Annotated in this window: 14 protein-coding genes; 2 read left to right on the top strand and 12 right to left on the bottom strand. The window is 52.2% G+C overall.

All coding sequences use genetic code 11. From position 1 onward, the window contains the following. Window positions 1–43 precede the first annotated feature (43 nt). Window positions 44–973 carry a fatty acid biosynthesis protein FabY gene (fabY, locus tag ACQE32_RS18495; protein WP_085069251.1) on the top strand — a complete coding sequence of 310 codons (930 nt, stop codon included), beginning with the start codon at window positions 44–46 and terminating at the stop codon, window positions 971–973. Here fabY and ACQE32_RS18490 read toward each other — a convergent pair. The 7 genes from ACQE32_RS18490 to gmk all read right to left on the bottom strand — a co-directional run bounded on the left by ACQE32_RS18490 (window position 964) and on the right by gmk (window position 10,151). Then, window positions 964–2,646 (bottom strand): AsmA family protein, encoded by a 1,683-nt coding sequence (locus ACQE32_RS18490; RefSeq protein WP_426974900.1) that lies wholly within the window; start codon window positions 2,644–2,646, stop codon window positions 964–966. The two genes, fabY and ACQE32_RS18490, sit on opposite strands and share 10 nt — an antisense overlap. A 128-nt stretch (window positions 2,647–2,774) precedes the next feature. Then, entirely contained in the window at window positions 2,775–4,160 is a 1,386-nt protein-coding gene (locus ACQE32_RS18485; RefSeq protein ID WP_426974901.1) for a nucleobase:cation symporter-2 family protein, read from the bottom strand. Between the two features lie 132 nt (window positions 4,161–4,292). Further along, the gene (gene recG / locus ACQE32_RS18480) at window positions 4,293–6,374 is read right to left on the bottom strand and encodes an ATP-dependent DNA helicase RecG (protein WP_427022231.1); all 2,082 of its coding nucleotides are present in this window, start codon (window positions 6,372–6,374) and stop codon (window positions 4,293–4,295) included. After that, complete coding sequence (trmH, locus tag ACQE32_RS18475) at window positions 6,371–7,066, bottom strand: tRNA (guanosine(18)-2'-O)-methyltransferase TrmH (protein WP_426974903.1); 696 nt, start codon at window positions 7,064–7,066, stop codon at window positions 6,371–6,373. The genes recG and trmH overlap by 4 nt, the downstream gene beginning before the upstream one ends. A gap of 3 nt (window positions 7,067–7,069) precedes the next feature. Then, window positions 7,070–9,178 carry a bifunctional GTP diphosphokinase/guanosine-3',5'-bis pyrophosphate 3'-pyrophosphohydrolase gene (spoT, locus tag ACQE32_RS18470; protein ID WP_250651226.1) on the bottom strand — a complete coding sequence of 703 codons (2,109 nt, stop codon included), beginning with the start codon at window positions 9,176–9,178 and terminating at the stop codon, window positions 7,070–7,072. 19 nt (window positions 9,179–9,197) lie between these two features. Then, window positions 9,198–9,473 (bottom strand): DNA-directed RNA polymerase subunit omega, encoded by a 276-nt coding sequence (rpoZ, locus tag ACQE32_RS18465; RefSeq protein WP_085069262.1) that lies wholly within the window; start codon window positions 9,471–9,473, stop codon window positions 9,198–9,200. Between the two features lie 54 nt (window positions 9,474–9,527). Further along, a complete protein-coding gene (gene gmk, locus ACQE32_RS18460; protein WP_250651225.1) occupies window positions 9,528–10,151 on the bottom strand; it encodes a guanylate kinase in 624 nt (207 codons plus the stop codon). Window positions 10,152–10,402: 251 nt separating this feature from the next. Between gmk and ligB the strand changes: the two genes are divergently transcribed. Next, window positions 10,403–12,166, top strand: coding sequence for an NAD-dependent DNA ligase LigB (ligB, locus tag ACQE32_RS18455; RefSeq protein WP_426974904.1), 1,764 nt, complete (start codon window positions 10,403–10,405; stop codon window positions 12,164–12,166). Here ligB and ACQE32_RS18450 read toward each other — a convergent pair. The 5 genes from ACQE32_RS18450 to ACQE32_RS18430 form a co-directional block, all read right to left on the bottom strand. Next, a complete protein-coding gene (locus ACQE32_RS18450; RefSeq protein ID WP_085069264.1) occupies window positions 12,141–12,758 on the bottom strand; it encodes a trimeric intracellular cation channel family protein in 618 nt (205 codons plus the stop codon). The two genes, ligB and ACQE32_RS18450, sit on opposite strands and share 26 nt — an antisense overlap. 209 nt (window positions 12,759–12,967) lie before the next feature. After that, window positions 12,968–14,458 (bottom strand): MOP flippase family protein, encoded by a 1,491-nt coding sequence (locus ACQE32_RS18445; protein ID WP_427022230.1) that lies wholly within the window; start codon window positions 14,456–14,458, stop codon window positions 12,968–12,970. Between the two features lie 87 nt (window positions 14,459–14,545). Further along, window positions 14,546–14,821: a bacteriocin immunity protein gene (locus tag ACQE32_RS18440; protein WP_427022229.1), complete on the bottom strand. Its 276-nt coding sequence runs from the start codon at window positions 14,819–14,821 to the stop codon at window positions 14,546–14,548. Window positions 14,822–15,425: 604 nt separating this feature from the next. Next, window positions 15,426–15,827 (bottom strand): polyketide cyclase, encoded by a 402-nt coding sequence (locus ACQE32_RS18435; protein WP_426974907.1) that lies wholly within the window; start codon window positions 15,825–15,827, stop codon window positions 15,426–15,428. A 226-nt stretch (window positions 15,828–16,053) separates the two neighbouring features. Next, complete coding sequence (locus ACQE32_RS18430) at window positions 16,054–16,917, bottom strand: YicC/YloC family endoribonuclease (protein ID WP_426982201.1); 864 nt, start codon at window positions 16,915–16,917, stop codon at window positions 16,054–16,056. Between the last annotated feature and the right edge of the window lie 288 nt (window positions 16,918–17,205).

Raw genomic sequence — 17,205 nt, 5'->3', positions numbered from 1 at the left:
CGTCTGGAACAACCACGCCTACGCCGAATGAGAGAATCCTTTTATGTATCACCTACGAGTGCCGGAAACTGCCGAAGAGCTGGAAATGTATTACCAGTTCCGCTGGGAAATGTTACGTAAGCCGCTGCGTCAGCCGCAGGGTTCCGAGCGGGACGCCTGGGATGCGATGGCGCATCATCAAATGGTGGTGGATGAACAGGGAAAACCTGTCGCTGCGGGGCGTCTTTATATCAATGCGGACAATGAAGCCTCTATTCGCTTTCTGGCTGTACATCCTACCGTACAGGGCAAGGGTTTGGGTACGCTGGTGGCGATGACGCTGGAATCGGTCGCCCGTCAGGAAGGCGTTAAGCGAGTGGTGTGTAGCGCGCGTGAGGATGCGGTCGAATTCTTTGCCAAGCTGGGCTACGTTAATCAGGGCGAGATTACCGCACCGCTCAGCACGCCGGTACGCCACTTTTTAATGATTAAACCCGTGATCACGCTGGATGATATCCTGCATCGCGCTGACTGGTGCGGGCAACTGCAACAGGCCTGGTATGAGCACATTCCGCTCAGTGAAAAAATGGGCGTGCGCATTACGCAATATACCGGTCAAAAATTTATGACCACCATGCCGGAAACCGGCAATCAAAACCCACACCATACGCTTTTTGCAGGCAGTCTTTTTTCCCTGGCCACGCTCACCGGCTGGGGATTGATCTGGCTGCTGCTGCGTGAGCGTCATTTAGGCGGCACGATTATCCTGGCCGATGCCCATATCCGTTACAGCAAGCCTGTCAGCGGCAAGCCCAGCGCTTCTGCCGATCTCGGCTCACTCAGCGGTGACCTTGACCGTCTGGCGCGCGGACGTAAAGCGCGCGTGCAGCTGGAAGTGGAGCTGTTTGGGAACGAGGAGTGCGGGGCGGTCTTTAGCGGTGTCTATATTGTGCTGCCCGCCGATCCCGACGGGCCGCTGGAGCCTCACGGATGAGTGCTGACTTCGCCCTGAGTCATTGACTGTTGCAAGGTTTTGCCGTCTGTGGAAAGCGTTAATGTGCCGTTAGCGCTGCTTTTTAACGGCGTCTTTGCCGCCAGGCGCGCATTCAGCTGCAACTGTAGTGTGGCCTGACCGGTGAGCGGCGGCGCTGGCCAACCCCAGTTTTGTAACACATCCGCCGGTACAGCCCGGCCATTCAGCGTTAACGAAAGATGGCGCGCCGGCGTTTGATCCAGCGTTGCCACACCTTCCAGCATGCCTTTATCCACAAACGCGCTCATCTCCGTTACCGCGATCTGTTCAGCATCGGCATTTAACGCCAGCGAAGGATGTCGAACGTCGGTTCGGTTGAATGTGGCTTCCGCCGCATTCAGATTAAGAGAGCCTTGCCAGATACCCCACTGACGATGCTGCGCCAGTAACAGATCGGAACCGTTGGTATCCAGTGCGGTTATCTGAAAGGGATACTGAGGGTTTACATCGATAATCAGATTACGGTTACCGCTTAGCTTTTTCACCAACACGCTATCAAGCCAGGCTGGCAGAGATGCCATCCAGCGCTCGCGCCAGTTTTCCGGCAGCGTGTATTCCAGCCCGGCCAGCACCACCTCATCCAGCGTAAGCCGCTTGGTCTGACGTTGCCAACTGCCTTGTGCACGGATTAAGCCGTTAACCCAGCGTGAACTAAACCGTGCGTCCGTAATGCCTTGTGGAGAAAAGTCGAGATTCAGAATCGGATCGTTTAACGTCAGCTGACCGTTGATAAAGTTGTCGGCATTCAGCGCCAGCGAGCCGTCATCGCTTTGCCAGTCGCCATTGCTTAACGTGACGCTTTTCAACAGCAAATCGAGATCGGCTACTGCCCAGTCCGGCCCCTGCAGATGGGTATTCGTCACATCCACGCGAGAAAAGTATACCGCAGGCAAGCTACGTAGCGGCTGTAAGAATGCGCTAAGTGATTTGTCTGTTTGCAGGCGAATATCATTCAGGCGCAGCGCAGATACATCCCATTTACCTTGTGCATCACGTTGGGCGCTGCCGGTTACCGAGCCACGTGCCAGGTCGCCGCCGAAATTATTAATCACCAGCACGTTGTCGTTTATTTTTCCCTGTACCAGTGCATTGGTCACCTTCACTCCCTGTAACGTTACGCGTTCTGCACTGGCCTGAAAGCTGGCCTTATCACCCAAAATATTACCCGCGCGCGGCTGCCAGGGGATCACGCCGCCGTTTAACGCTATCGCGTTGAACGCCTGCCGGGGGCTATGGAGTTGCATATTGCGTAGTTGAAGGCGATCGGCCTGTAACGGCAAGGTCATATTTGCTGACATATTGGCGGCGTTCAGCGCGCCATCCTGCAACTCAATGCGCGTAAAGCGTGGCGCTTCGCTAAACAGAGAGAAGGTCAAACCAAGATTAACAGTTTTTGCCACCATCACGGCGGGCTGGCCATCGTGACCAAAACTCACATTACGTAAGGTCAGCAGACCAGGCGCGGAAAAGTTATGCTCTATTTTACTGACGGAGAGATGCCAGGCGGTATCGTCGCTTATGCGTCTGCTGACCCACTCCGCACCCCAACGGGTTTGCAGCAAAAGATAGATTGTTACCAGCGTCAGCAGCAGTAGCAACAGCAGCGAAAGCGTTAACTTTCCGATAAATTTCATTTGCATCCTTCCGTATGAATTTCCGGTATCGCCTGTTATGCCTTAATTACTGGCATAGCTCAACCGCCTGGTTGTAAAGCCGGAATAAATACGTGGCGGAGGGCGAGCCAAAGCCCGCCCCGCCAGGGTTACTTCTCGTGAGGGAAAAACAGGTTCAGTAAGATTGCGGTAATACCGCCGGCGGCGATACCGGAGGAGAGCAGGGTTTTTAACCACTCTGGCGCAAACTGCAGGATCAGCGGCTGCTGCGACACGCCAAGCCCTACTGCCAGCGAGAGCGCCATAATCATAATTGCCCGACGATTTAGCGGCTCGCGCGAGACAATACGCACGCCGGATGCGGCAATGGTGCCGAACATCACAATCGTCGCGCCGCCCAGTACCGGCTCCGGAATATGTTGTACAAAGCCGCTTACCGCAGGAAACAGACCCAGCACGATCAGCATTAACGCCACCACAAAGCCGACGTAACGGCTGGCAACGCCGGTCAGCTGGATAACGCCGTTGTTCTGCCCGAAGCAGGAGTTAGGAAAAGTGTTAAACAGCGCAGAGACAAAAGAGTTAAAACCATTCGCCAGCACGCCGCCTTTCAGACGTTTCATATAAAGCGGTCCGCTAACCGGCTGCTCTGAGACATCAGAGGTGGCGGTAATATCGCCGATGGTTTCCAGCGAGGTCACCATAAATACCAGCATCAGCGGAATCAGCAGGTTCCAGTCAAAGCCCAGGCCATAATAGAGCGGCATCGGCACAGCCACCAGCGCACTGTTGGCTGGTGCGGTGTTTTCCGGCAGCATGTCCAGCGCCCATGCCAGCAAATAGCCCACCGCCATTGCAATCACCAGTGAGGCAACGCGCAGGTAAGGGTTCCGCTGACGATTAAGGATAATGATCACCGCCAGAACCGCGCCTGCCAACAGCAGGTTTTTCGGCGCGCCAAAGGTGTGATCGTTCATCGCGGCAAAGCCGCCGCCAATAGAAGTTAAGCCCACCTGAATCAGCGACAGACCGATAATCATTACCACGATACCGGAAACCAGCGGCGTGATAATCCGGCGCGCCAGATGCAGTACACGGGAAATAATCATTTCAGTGCAGGAGGCGACCATCAGCGTGCCGAATAACGCGGCCATCATCGTGGGGACATCGGCACCGCCATTTTTTAATGCCAGACCGCCCATAATCAGTGGGCTTACAAAATTAAAGCTGGTGCCCTGAATAGAGAGGAGCCCTGAGCCTACCGGTCCCCAGGTTTTAATCTGCAAAATCGACGCCACGCCAGAGGCAAACAGCGACATGCTGATAATGTGCTGCGTATCCTGAGCAGGCAGCCCAAGGGCCTGACAAATCAGCAGTGCAGGAGTAATCACCGCCACGAACATTGCCAGCAGATGCTGGCAGGCGGCAAAGAGGGTTTGCGCCAGCGGTGGGCGATCTTCCAGACGATAAATGAGTTCGCTCTTCGGCGTCACGCCGGCGGCGGACGGGGCGATTTCATGAGGATTGGCGGACATGATTAGGGTTCCCTGAGAAACAAAGTGGCGATTGTAATTCACTGCATGTTAAAAGCAATCGTTTGCTCAGCAACCGCATCTATGGCACACCGGTTATTTAAACAGGAGTTGTCCGGGATCAGAAAAGAGAGGTCAGGCGTTAGTGTAGCGATCGGTTTCCGGCAGCCAGCGTTCAATTAACGCCTGCGCCTGTTGTGGATAATGCTGGTGGATATGGCGTGCAATACGCTGTACTTCAGGGATCAGGGCCTGGTCGCGCAGCAGGTCGGCCACTTTAAACGCCGCGTTGCCGGTTTGCCGTGTGCCCAACAGCTCTCCAGGCCCACGAATTTCCAGATCGCACTGGGCGATAACGAAGCCGTCATTGCTGTCGCGCAGTACCTGCAGGCGCTTTTGCGCCGTTTTGCTCAGTGGGGATTTATAGAGCAGTACACAATGAGAGGCAACCGCACCACGGCCAACGCGGCCACGAAGCTGATGCAACTGAGCAAGGCCCAGACGCTCCGGGTTTTCAATAATCATCAGGCTGGCGTTGGGGACATCCACGCCGACTTCAATGACCGTGGTCGCGACCAGCAATTGCATCTTGCCCTGTTTGAAAGCCTGCATCACATCCTGCTTTTCCTGCGGCTTCATGCGGCCATGAACCAGGCCTACCTGTAAATCAGGCAGCGCCAGCTTTAACTCTTCCCAGGTGGCTTCCGCCGCCTGCGCTTCCAGCAGGTCGGACTCTTCAATCAGGGTGCATACCCAGTAAGCCTGGCGGCCCTCTGTGTGACAGGCGCTTTTTACCCGTTCAATAATCTCAGCGCGTCGCGAATCAGGGATGGCCACCGTGGTGACCGGCGTGCGTCCCGGAGGAAGTTCATCAATAACCGAGGTATCCAGATCGGCATAGGCGGTCATTGCCAGCGTACGCGGGATCGGTGTTGCGGTCATAATTAACTGATGAGGATGGAACCCTTGCTCCTCGCCTTTTTCCCACAGCGCGAGCCGCTGGTGGACGCCGAAGCGATGCTGCTCATCGATAATCACCAGCGCCAGACCGTTAAACTGCACCTGCTCCTGAAAAATAGCGTGCGTGCCCACCACCATGGAAACCTGGCCGCTGGCAATCGCTTCCTGCTGCGCCAGCCGCGCTTTGCCTTTTTGTTTGCCCGCCAGCCAGCCTACCTCGATGCCCAGCGGGGCAAACCACTGCCGGAAATTGTTAGCATGCTGTTCAGCCAGTAGCTCGGTCGGTGCCATCAGCGCAACTTGCTTACCATGCGCAATCACATCCAGCGCAGCCAGAGCCGCAACCAGCGTTTTGCCAGAGCCAACATCGCCCTGAACCAGCCGCATCATGGGATAATCGTGGGTAAGATCTTGCTCAATCTCTTTAACCACCCGTTGCTGGGCAGCGGTCGGTTTAAAAGGCAGCGCCGCCAGCAGACGATCGCGCAATGCGTGGCGCGGCGGCATTGCCAGTGCATGATAGCGTTGAGCGCCAGCGCGCACCGCCAGCATACTCAGATTGTGCGCCAGCAATTCTTCAAGGATTAAACGACGTTGAGCGGGATGGCGACCGCTTTCCAGATCAACCAACTGGATATCTGGCGGTGGTCGATGCAGCGTGCGTAACGCATCAGGCAGGCTAAGCAGACCGCCGCTTAATTCGGCAGGCAGCAGCTCAGCAATCGGGCAGGTATCCAGTAACTGAAGCGCCTGATCGGTCAGGCTACGCAGCGTGGCCTGGCGAATTCCTTCTGTAGTGGGATAAACCGGCGTCAGCGTTTCCTGTAGCTCAGTGATGCTGTGCTCGCCCTGAATACGATACTCCGGATGGATCATCTCGGCACCGCGCTGGCCGCGTTTGATCTCGCCATAAGCCGTCACGCGCGCGCCGGGTGAAAGTCCATTTTTCATACCTGCGTTGAAATTGAAAAAGCGCAATGTCACTACGCCAGAACCATCGCTAATCTGGCTGACCAGCATCCGGCGACGACCAAAGGTTACGTCGGTATGCAACACTTCGCCTTCAACCGTCGCCCAGATCCCCGGCAGCAGGTCATTAATGCGATAGAGTTGTGTGCGATCTTCATAGCGCAGCGGCAGATGCAGCAGCAAATCCTGCACAGTATGCAGCCCGATTTTCGCCAGCTTTCCGGCCTGGCTGGCGCCTACGCCGGAAAGCGTGCTGAGCGGAACGGCATCCAGCAGGCGGCCTTTCATCGTTTCGCCGTTGACTGCATGGCGGCCCACCACCCGGCATCGGCAACCACCTCGCCGTTGTCGTCGATCTCGGGGCGGGGCAGCCCTTTTTGTTTCGCCACGCGCGCCAGTACCGGATAACCGCCTTCAAACAACAGGCGCTGCTGTTCTGAATGCGGCAGCGTACTGATATCGCGCTGGTACATGCCAGCGTTTTGCCGCTGGCGCTGTGCCTCATACAGAATCAGCGCGGAGGCGACTGAAACGTTCAGCGACTGCACCATGCCCACCATAGGAATAATGATATCCCGATCGGCCAGTGCCAGCGCTTCCTGCGTGATGCCAGTTTTTTCCTGACCCATTAAAATACAGGTTGGCCGCGTATAGTCGATTTCACGAAAATCGACCGCTTTAGCGGAAAGGTTGGTCGCCAGAATCTGCATATCCTGCTGCTTCAGATGGGTTATCGCATCAGCAATCGTACGGTGGGTTTTCACCTGTACCCAGCTGTTGCTGCCGGCAGCAGAGGAAACCACGGTGCGCATCCGGTTAGCAGGCCAGATGGCGTGAACTTCATGCACGCCCACCGCGTCCGCCGTACGAATGATGGCGGACACGTTATGGGGTTTATGTACCTGCTCCATGCATACGGTAAGATCATGCTGGCGCGCGGCCAGCATCTCGCGTATACGAGCAAAACGTTGAGCATTCATGCGTTAGTTTCGGTTACGGTGAACTTTGATCACGTCCGGCATTACGCGAATTTTGCGCATAATATTTGCCAAATGAACGCGATCGCGTGCCGTCAAACGAATAAAGGCGCTGTAAACGCGGCCGTCACGCTCTTCTGTGTTCAGGCTTTGAATATTCGATTTGGCTGTGTTAATTGCCGCCGTCAGGTTCGCCAGCGCGCCCTGATGGTTAAACATATCAACTTTGATCTCAGCGACGAACTCTTGCTCGGTCACCTTATCCCATTCCACCGCCATAAACTTCTCGGGCTCTTTTTGATAGCCACGAATGTTACGGCACGATTCATGATGAACCACCAATCCCTTACCGGGACTGACATGCGCCACAATCGGGTCGCCAGGAATAGGACGGCAGCACTTGGCAAAGGTAATCAGCACGCCATCAGCGCCTTTAATAGGCAGCTTGCTGCGCGATGTGGAGTTGGTGGAAGCGCCGCCTGCCGTATCCAGCAGATTTTTCGCCACCACAACGCTCATCGCGTTGCCCAGGCCGATTTCCGCCAGCAGGTCGTCCAGCGACGCCAGCTTCATCCGCTCCAGCTCTTGCTCAATGCTTTCCGGCGCAATCTCAGCCAGTTTACGGCTACCGCCCAGCGCATGGTTAAGCAGGCGTCGTCCCAGACTCACTGAGTCTTCGCGCTTGAGGTTTTTCAGCAGTTGACGGATTTTGGCGCGCGCTTTCGAACTGACAACAAAGTTAAGCCAGGCGGCATTGGGACGCGCGCCGGGCGCGGTAATGATTTCCACCGTCTGGCCGCTGGCCAGCGGCTGCGAAAGGGGATAGGGCTGACGATCGACGCGGGCGCCCACGCAGGCATGACCAATATCGGTATGCACCGCATAGGCAAAGTCCACCGGCGTGGCGCCAGCAGGCAGTTCGACAATGCGCCCTTCCGGGGTGAAAACGTAAATCTCATCCGGGAAAAGATCGGATTTAACGCTTTCGATAAATTCAAAGGAGCTGCCGGCGCTTTGCTGCAATTCCAGCAGGCTTTGTAACCAGCGCTGCGCGCGAATCTGGGCTGTGGTGCCGCTCTCGCCTTGCTCTTTGTAAGCCCAGTGCGCCGCCACCCCCATTTCCGCCATCTGATCCATATCTTCCGTACGGATTTGCACCTCAACCGGCACGCCGTGCGGACCAATCATCGAGGTATGCAGCGACTGATAGCCGTTTGCCTTCGGGATGGCGATATAATCTTTCACCCGCCCCGGACGCGGCTTATACAGGCTGTGCATCTGACCCAGCACGCGATAACAGGTATCCACATCGCAGACGATCACGCGAAACGCGTAAATATCCATAATGGAGTGGAAGCGCTGCTCTTTCAGGTGCATTTTGCAGTATATGGAATAGAGATGCTTTTCACGGCCAAAAACGCGACAGGGAACACCGGCTTCCTGCAAACGCCCTTCAATCTCCGCCAGGATTTTCTGGATCATCTCCTTACGGTTACCGCGCGCGGCTTTCACCACTTCTTTTATCACGCGATAACGGTTGGGATAGAGCGCTTCAAAACCCAGCTCTTCCAGCTCGGTTTTCAGATGGTGAATACCCAGGCGGTGCGCCAGCGGACTGTAAATTTCCAGCGTTTCACGTGCGATGCGTCGCCGTTTATCGGGCCGCAGCGAGCCCAGCGTGCGCATATTATGCGTACGGTCGGCCAGCTTGATCAGGATGACGCGAATGTCCTGCACCATCGCCATGATCATTTTGCGGAAGTTCTCCGCCTGCGCCTCTTTTTTATCACGGAACTTCAGCTTATCCAGCTTGGATACGCCTTCAACCAGTTCGGCGACGCTTTTGCCGAACAGCTGTTCCATGTCCTGATAGGTGGCGGGAGTGTCTTCAATCACGTCATGCAGTAGCGCGGCCATGAGCGTTTCATAGTCGAGCTTCATTTCCGCCAGGATACAGGCGACGGCGACGGGATGGGTGATATAAGGCTCACCGCTGGAGCGAGTCTGCCCCTCGTGAGCATCACGTGCGACAAGGTAAGCTTGCTTGAGGCGCTTGATCTGCTCCTCAGGCAAGTATTGTTCAATCAGCTGATTGAGGCTTTCAAAAAGATACAAGGGCGAGCCTTCCGGCTAATTAACGACGACCTTCAGCGATAGCGGTAACAGCCTGCAACTCGGCGGCTTCTTGCTCATGCTGTTCCTGGCGCTCACGAACATCAAGGATCTGATTGGTGATCAGGCCTTCTTCGATTTCACGCAGAGCGATAACGGTCGGTTTATCGTTCTCTTCCGGTACCAGCGGATCTTTACCGCTCACCTGCATCTGACGTGCGCGACGTGCGGCGACCAGAACCAGGTCAAAACGGTTACCAATTTTCTCTACTGCGTCCTGAACGGTTACGCGTGCCATAAGTGTGCTACTCCACAGGTGAAGAAATGACTGGGCATAATACTGAAAGTGACTTCAGTCTGCCAATAGTTTGCTGATTAATGCATCATGCCGGGCTTTTTGACGGCCCATACGCAGACGCTCAGCGCGAATAATGGTTTTGAGATCCGATAGCGCCAGATCAAAATCATCATTAACAATTAAATAGTCGTACTCGGCATAGTGGCTCATTTCGGCTACGGCCTGGGCCATGCGGCGGGCAATAACCTCTTCGCTATCCTGACCGCGACCGCGTAAGCGGCGATCCAGCTCCTCTTTTGAAGGCGGCAAAACAAAAATACTGCGTGCCGAAGGCATTTTTTGCCGAATCTGCTGCGCGCCCTGCCAGTCAATATCCAGAAAGACATCAACGCCGGTTGCCAGCACTTGATCAATGGCCACACGCGAAGTGCCGTAATAATTGCCAAACACTTCAGCATGCTCAAGAAAAGCATCCTGCGCAATCATCGTTTCAAACTCTTGTTTAGAAACGAAATAGTAGTGCTCGCCGTGCTGCTCGCCGGGACGCATTCCGCGCGTGGTATGCGAAATGGATACCTGGGTATCGTAGAGCGGCTGCGTTTTCAGCATAGCCTGAATCAGACTGGATTTGCCTGCGCCGCTGGGGGCGGAAATTATATAAAGCGTGCCTTGAGCCATGATAGTTCTTGAAGTGTGTGAAAGAGCGGAGTCTGTTTCCTGCACAGTATACACGGCTTGCCGCCGCCATGCAGCGTTTGCGCCGTTCCGCTGTGGTTTTTCTTGTTTTATGGAAAGTATGCCGCGTAAAGCGGAGCGGTTTGCACGCTTTGCAGTAAAAATCCCTGCATGGTTTTCCAGTTTCATTCTTTGCTTCTCGCTGCGTTGCCTTTAATCCGTTTTACTGAGGCCGTTGAAAGCAAGGAGGAACTATGTCAGGAAAGACGGCCTTATGGCTGCTGTGTCTGTTTGCCGGCACAGCGCAGGCGCTGTGCCCTCGCTGGACGCCAGCAAGGGCATCGGAAGAGATCGCTCATCTTCAGCAGCAGCTACGCAACTGGGACAATGCTTACTATCGTGACGGCCAGACGCTGATTGATGATGCGCTTTATGACAGCCTGCAACAGCGGTTACGGCAATGGCAGCGCTGTTTTCAACCCGCAACAGCGCCAGATCGTTCGGTCTGGGCAGATAACGGTACGGTCGATCATCCTGTTGCTCATACAGGAGTAAAAAAACTACCGGATAAGCTGGCGGTAGCCTACTGGATGCAGGGCAAAGGACCGTTATGGATACAGCCGAAAGTTGATGGCGTCGCCGTAACGTTAGTTTATCGTCAGGGAAAACTGGCCTCGTTGATTAGCCGTGGCGATGGAGTAAAAGGGCAGAACTGGCTGAATAAAGCCGCTTATATTCCCACGCTTCCGCAGGTCATTCCCGATAAAAGGCCCGTGCTGGTACTGCAGGGTGAACTCTTCTTAACCGTGACCGATCATCAACAGGCCACAGATGGCGGGAAAAATGCGCGTGCTCAGGTCGCGGGCGCGCTAATGCGCCAGCAGCCTTCGCCCTTGCTTTCACGGCTGGGTATCTTTATTTGGGCGTGGCCAGATGGGCCACAAACCATGGCGCAGCGGCAAACGGCACTTAAGCAGTTAGGCTTTGGCTTAGCCAGCGCCTGGACGCAGCCGGTAAACAGTGAAGAAGAGGTGGCCCTGTGGCGTGCGCGTTGGTTTCGCGCGCCGCTGCCCTTTGTCACTGATGGCGTGGTGATTCATCAGGATCGCCGTTCAGCCGGTAAGCAATGGTTGCCCGGAAACAGTGAAGAAGTGGCTGCCTGGAAATATAACCCGCCGATTATCAGCAGCGAAGTGCAGTCCATTGATTTTCCGATAGGACGCACCGGGAAAATCTCGGTAGTGTTAAACGTTGTGCCCGTGCAGTTGGATGATAAAACCGTGCGTCGAGTGAGCCTGGGTTCTTTGGCGCGATGGCAGGCATTAGATATTGTTCCCGGCGATCAGGTAGCAATCAGTCTGGCAGGACAGGGCATCCCGCATCTTGAAAAAGTGATCTGGCGAGTTATGCATCGTCATCGGCCGGAACCACCCGATTCGCAGAATTATCACAGCCTGAGCTGCTTTTATAACAGTGCGGAGTGTCGGAAACAGCTGCTTTCCCGTCTGAGCTGGTTAAGCCAGCGAGAAGGGCTCGATTTACCGGGAATTCAGCGCAGCACCTGGCAGCGCCTGCTGCTGCATCCGGATTTCGTACATCTTTTTTCCTGGCTCAATATGAGTAGTGAGCAGCTTTCAGCCGTGCCGGGTATAACGCCGCAACGAGCCAGGCAAATCGTACATTACTTTAACCAGGTGCAGCATCAGCCTTTTCGCCGTTGGGTAAAGGCGCTTGGTGTTCCTTTACCCACTGCCGCGCTCAACGTGTTACCGGATAATAACTGGCCTCAGCTGCTGTCGCGCAGCCTGCAAAGCTGGCAACAGTTGCCTGGCGTCGGCAAAACGCTGGCACAGCGCATTGATCTCTGGCTAAAGGATAAGCAGGTAAAAGAAATGATCGATATTATTCAGCAGTGGCAAGCGGCACGAAAAGGCAAGGGAGAGGCGTCGTTACCTGATTCCGAACCGCTGGCGTTGCCGGTAAGTCAGCCTGCTAATGTTCCGGATGTGGATAATTGAAAATGGGCAGCCCCAGACGAAAGCGCAGCGCCAATAGACGGGAAAGAAAACCGAACAGCAAGGTAATAAGGATGACCGTTTCATGAGATAGCGGCGTTTTTAGCAGCAAGATATAGAGCCAGCCTGCGGCAAAAGCGATCCCGGCATACAGTTCTTTCTGAAACACCAGCGGAATCCGGTTGCAAAACATATCACGCAGCACGCCGCCGAACACACCGGTAATGACCGCGCTAATAGCAGCAATAATGGAAGCGTGTCCCATATCAAGCGCAACCTGAGCGCCAATAATGGAAAAAACCACTAACCCTAATGCGTCCAGCACCAGAAATACCTTGCGAAGATGGGTCATCAGAGGAGCAACAACCGTGGTAACTACGGCTGCGGCAGCAACAATCATGATGTATTCAGGATGCTTTACCCAACCGAGCGGGTAATGACCTAACAGCATGTCACGCACTGAACCACCGCCAATGGCGGTTACCGACGCAATAATAATAACGCCGAAGAGATCCATTTTTCGTCGTCCGGCAGCAAGCGCGCCGGTCATGGCTTCGGCAGTAATGCCAATGATATAGAGTACGGTCAGTAACATAGCCAGCTCCAGGGAAACGGTGGCAAGCCTACAGCGCTTCTCTGAGTGTAGACGAGTGAAAATTTCTAAGGCATTCGCTTTCGGATTATCTTTGTTTATGCGAAGCGGGGAGAAAGAACGCCAAAAAATAAAAAAAGCGCGCTGTAGTAGCGCGCTTAATAAAAATACCTGTTTACAGGCATTTATCCACCCATTAACAGCTTTTATTATTATATTAATTTTTCATTGTTTTTTAACGTCCTGGCTGTGCTCGTTTTACGCAACACAATCTGTTTGAGTTCAAGTATCAGCGGATCCTGACTCCTTAAGAGCATTAAAACCCAAACCAGTCCGCCAGCGGCAATTTGAATGGTAAGCGTAAGCGCAACCGGCAGCAGCTCTTCTAATCCGTAGCCAAGCGCGTAGCTGATGCAAAGCGTTGGCAGCGCCATACGCAGCGGCAGCCACTGGCTGGTTAAATAAGCTTTAGCGCTGGCACCCAGAATTGGGCGTATTAATACAAAATAGTTTGTTAGCGCGGTGAAAATTTGTAACGCAGTAAAACCGATAGTGGCACCTGTCAGCCCGCCCCACTGCGCGCCTACCCAGATAACCGGTACAGAAAGCGCCAACCGAAGCGCATTAAGCTTTGAACTGATATCAACCGCACCTTTTGCCATTACCAGGGCGCCTACAGGGTTGTTAATGGCTCGCATAATGCCTGCGATACACAATATCTGCAGGACCGGAGCAATAAACAACCAGCGCTCGCCAAACAAGCTCAGCACTAAATTATGAGCGATGCCAGCCATACCCAACAGCGCAACGAAATTCAGCAGGCTCATGATTGATAACATCTTATAGAAGTTATGTCGTAAACGTGGCTGGTCATCCTGCATCTGCGCAAAGGCGGGAAATAACACGCGTGACAGAATAGGGTTGATCTTTGCAGGCGGCATAACGGCAAGGTTATAAGCCAGGTTATATCCTCCGGTTGCAACCGCACCCAGCAGGCGTGACAGCAGTATAGTAGGCATATTCATACCAAGCTGGTTAATCAAACTATCTGCCGTCAGATAGCCGCCGTAACGTAAATTACTGCGTACGCTCTTCAACTCAAAAACAAATTGAGGGCGGTATATTTTTCCACCGTAGTAACAAAACAGCAGCATGCGTATGGAAACCATGGTCAGGTATCCCCAGATAGCGCAAAGTGCCGAGGGTGACCATACAGCAGAAAGTAACGTCACAGCAAAACCTGATATTGCTGCTATAACCTCGGTACGCCCTATAAGTGTAAAGGCCAGCTCTTTTTGCAATAAAGCCCGAAACTGCTGTCCCTGCGGAATGATAAGAAAGGCAACAGATAGCGTCTCAATAAGCTCATTCAGTTCTGGTTGCTGAAGTAATACGCTAATAGCATGGCTACTCAAATAGATAATGGCGAAAACGGCCAGACCAATAAAAATATTTAGCCAGTATAAAGTTGATAGCTCCGTTTCAGACATACTTTTCCGCTGTATAACTGAGTTGGATAAACCAAAGTCGGAAAGCGTATCGACCAGCGTCAAAATAACCAAAGCAATAGTTAATAAACCAAATTGTTTCGGATCAATCATTCTGGCAAGCAGAGCTAGCTGCAAAATGCCAAGCCCAATCGTCATTACTGAAGAAATGGCTGACCATTTTGCGCCATTAATTGCTTTTTGTTTCAAAGACATCGTATATCCGTGGTGCTAAAAAGAGCGGTGTTGGAAAGGTAACACCCTAAAATTATTTTTATTTTATAGAAATGAAAATGCTTTTTATTATAAGGCTATAGTAAGGTAATCATCCCTGAAACCAGGCAGTCCATGCTGAGTCCGCCAGCTTTTTATCACATCCACCATGCTTTGTGGTGTGCTGATATTAAAATCCTGAGGATAAAGAATAAGATCGGTACCAGCTGGATGTCCTGCTAACAGAACAAATTCCGTCACTGCTTGCAATAGTCCTTCGGTAGTTTCGAAATCAGCTGATAATATTTTACGTGCAATATTAACAAATTCTTGCTCAGTAAAGTCTTGCAGCGATATGCGTTCCATAGGAAATTCCTGGAATGTCTGATTATTAGAAATTGCTGTGTGCAGGAAGATTTATAACTTTTTTCCTGTTAAGAATCACCATGAGAAATATCTGAAACTAAAGATCCAGTAGTAAATGGATGTTAGAAATGAATGTATTAAAAAAAATAGCTAAGAAAAGGAATAGTAACGCTTAAGTAGTCTTTAATGAGTTGAGAGGAAATTCATGGGTTTTGAGTTTAGTTTATTGATTATTTGATTTTTTTTAGTTGAGACTTCAGATTTATCGCATTCTTCATAGATAAGTTGAGTTAACAAAATCCCTGTATTTTACATGGAAATGTGTAATTTTTCTGCACGGTTATTCCATGCTAAGTTTTTATCAGATCCGGAGGTAGCTAAAAAGAGTGGTTAAAAAGCAGCCTGAATGCCGTCTGTGCCATCTGATAAGGGCGGTATAACAGAGTCATGACATTACTCTTTACCAACCCAGCCCTGGATAAAATCAGCAGGATAAGAGCATCTGGTATCGCGACTGATTATATTTATAAAACGCGACGTCAGGGCTGCTTTCTTAATAACGCGGAAAAGCGTCAACAGGATGACGCTTTCTGGCGCTTCGATATCAGGAACTGGCCGTTACGCCTTGATAAAGCCGCTGCAGGTTCTGCTCCAGTAGTGCTAATTCCTGTTGGAATTTTTCATCGGAGGTTAAAGGTTGACGAAAATGGGTCAGCAGCACCTGCGCACCTTCCTGATTAGGGACAATACGCATCGGCATATAGATCTCCTTACCAAAACCATTATCAATCCAGTAATCCATTACCCCATAGGTGTTGTGCTCGGAAAAGCGGACCTTTAACGCTCCATCAGTGCCTTTGGCTTTCCAGTAACTGCCTTCTGCCTGTAACGGCGCTTCGCCTAACTGGGAAACCCATTTTGGGAAATATTCTGGTTTCCAGATAGTTTCATAGAGATCCAGCCAATGGCGTGTAATGGTCAGACTTAGTGTGTGTGATGGCAGCATGTTACCTCCGAAATTGGGCCTGAAACGATTTAAGCATTGCGTAAAGCGTAAGGGAATGAGGCAAAGGCGTAAAATCTTGTGCAGAAATCATTCACGTCCCGTTTGCTGGTTATTTGTCAGCAAACGCAGATTGAAGCGAGTAACGCGGTAACCATTGAAAATAAAAAAGCCCGCGATTAAAGCGGGCAATGAAGGTAGCTGTTACCAGGTTCGCTAATTGGCGGCGTTATTCAATATTCTGAATCTGCTCACGCATCTGCTCAATCAGCACCTTCAGTTCAATTGCTGAAGCAGTAATATCAGCGTTAATTGATTTTGATGCCAGCGTGTTCGATTCACGGTTGAACTCTTGCATCATGAAGTCGAGACGGCGGCCAACGGCCTCTTTCTTTTTCAGGATGTTAAAAGTTTCTTTAACGTGCGCTTCGAGGCGGTCAAGCTCCTCGGCAACATCAATGCGCTGAGCCATCATCAACAGCTCCTGTTCAACGCGATTGTTGTCCAACTGTAACTCCGCCTCTTCAAGCTTAGTCACCAGCCGCTCGCGCTGCCATTTCAGCACCTCCGGCATCCAGGCGCGTACTTTCTTCACTTCAGTGTTCACGCCCTCAAGGCGCTGCTCAATCATGCCTTTCAGCGCGGCGCCTTCGCTTTCACGCGCGGCGATAAAATCATCAATCGCCAGCTCCAGGGTGGCTATCAGTTCCGCATTAATCGCATCTAAATCCTGTTCCTGAGCGGACATCACGCCAGGCCAGCGCAATATATCAACCGGGTTAATCTCACCATCAACATTTTGCTGTTTCACCCACTGTGCGGCTTCCAGTAGCTGCTTTGCCAGCGGCTGATTCAGGATTAATGCGCTTTGCGCGCCTGGATCGGCATCGAAGCGAAGATTGCATTCAATTTTTCCGCGCGTCAGACGATTACGCAGGCGCTCCCGAATTACCGGCTCCAGGCTGCGGAACTGCTCCGGCAGGCGAATATACGTTTCAAGATAGCGCTGGTTCACGGAACGCAGCTCCCATGCTGCGCTGCCCCATGCGCCTTTGGTTTCACGCCGGGCGTAGGCGGTCATACTGCGAATCATTTTGCATACCCGTATTAAAGAAAGTTTAATAGATTATAGCGACGCCTCTTCCTTCTTAACAGGTAAAAATAGGAATTATAAACAGTAAGTGAAAAGTGGCAGTAAAGTTAAGCAGAGCGTTTATATTCTGTGTTACTACCGGAAGGCCAATCGATGACTTAAATAAAAGAACATGATAAGCCTGACAAGCAGGTAAAGATAATAAATAGAAGTGATCTGATATAGTGCTTTTTAATAAAATGGATGACAATGGTGAGAATATATTTTATAGCGGATGAATAAATTCAT

Source organism: Pantoea sp. FN0302 (assembly GCF_050113775.1).
Taxonomy (GTDB): domain Bacteria; phylum Pseudomonadota; class Gammaproteobacteria; order Enterobacterales; family Enterobacteriaceae; genus Mixta; species Mixta alhagi.
This window is presented reverse-complemented; position numbering and strand designations above follow the sequence as displayed.

Excerpts from the sequence above, each read along its gene's own strand:
- ACQE32_RS18450 (WP_085069264.1), bottom strand. The coding sequence starts at position 12,758 with ATGTTACTGACCGTACTCTATATCATTGGCATTACTGCCGAAGCCATG.
- trmH (WP_426974903.1), bottom strand. The coding sequence starts at position 7,066 with ATGAATGCTCAACGTTTTGCTCGTATACGCGAGATGCTGGCCGCGCGC.
- ACQE32_RS18490 (WP_426974900.1), bottom strand. The coding sequence starts at position 2,646 with ATGAAATTTATCGGAAAGTTAACGCTTTCGCTGCTGTTGCTACTGCTG.
- ACQE32_RS18440 (WP_427022229.1), bottom strand. The coding sequence starts at position 14,821 with ATGGAACGCATATCGCTGCAAGACTTTACTGAGCAAGAATTTGTTAAT.
- recG (WP_427022231.1), bottom strand. The coding sequence starts at position 6,374 with ATGAAAGGCCGCCTGCTGGATGCCGTTCCGCTCAGCACGCTTTCCGGC.
- ACQE32_RS18435 (WP_426974907.1), bottom strand. The coding sequence starts at position 15,827 with ATGCTGCCATCACACACACTAAGTCTGACCATTACACGCCATTGGCTG.
- fabY (WP_085069251.1), top strand. The coding sequence starts at position 44 with ATGTATCACCTACGAGTGCCGGAAACTGCCGAAGAGCTGGAAATGTAT.
- ligB (WP_426974904.1), top strand. The coding sequence starts at position 10,403 with ATGTCAGGAAAGACGGCCTTATGGCTGCTGTGTCTGTTTGCCGGCACA.
- ACQE32_RS18445 (WP_427022230.1), bottom strand. The coding sequence starts at position 14,458 with ATGTCTTTGAAACAAAAAGCAATTAATGGCGCAAAATGGTCAGCCATT.
- rpoZ (WP_085069262.1), bottom strand. The coding sequence starts at position 9,473 with ATGGCACGCGTAACCGTTCAGGACGCAGTAGAGAAAATTGGTAACCGT.
- gmk (WP_250651225.1), bottom strand. The coding sequence starts at position 10,151 with ATGGCTCAAGGCACGCTTTATATAATTTCCGCCCCCAGCGGCGCAGGC.
- ACQE32_RS18430 (WP_426982201.1), bottom strand. The coding sequence starts at position 16,917 with ATGATTCGCAGTATGACCGCCTACGCCCGGCGTGAAACCAAAGGCGCA.
- ACQE32_RS18485 (WP_426974901.1), bottom strand. The coding sequence starts at position 4,160 with ATGTCCGCCAATCCTCATGAAATCGCCCCGTCCGCCGCCGGCGTGACG.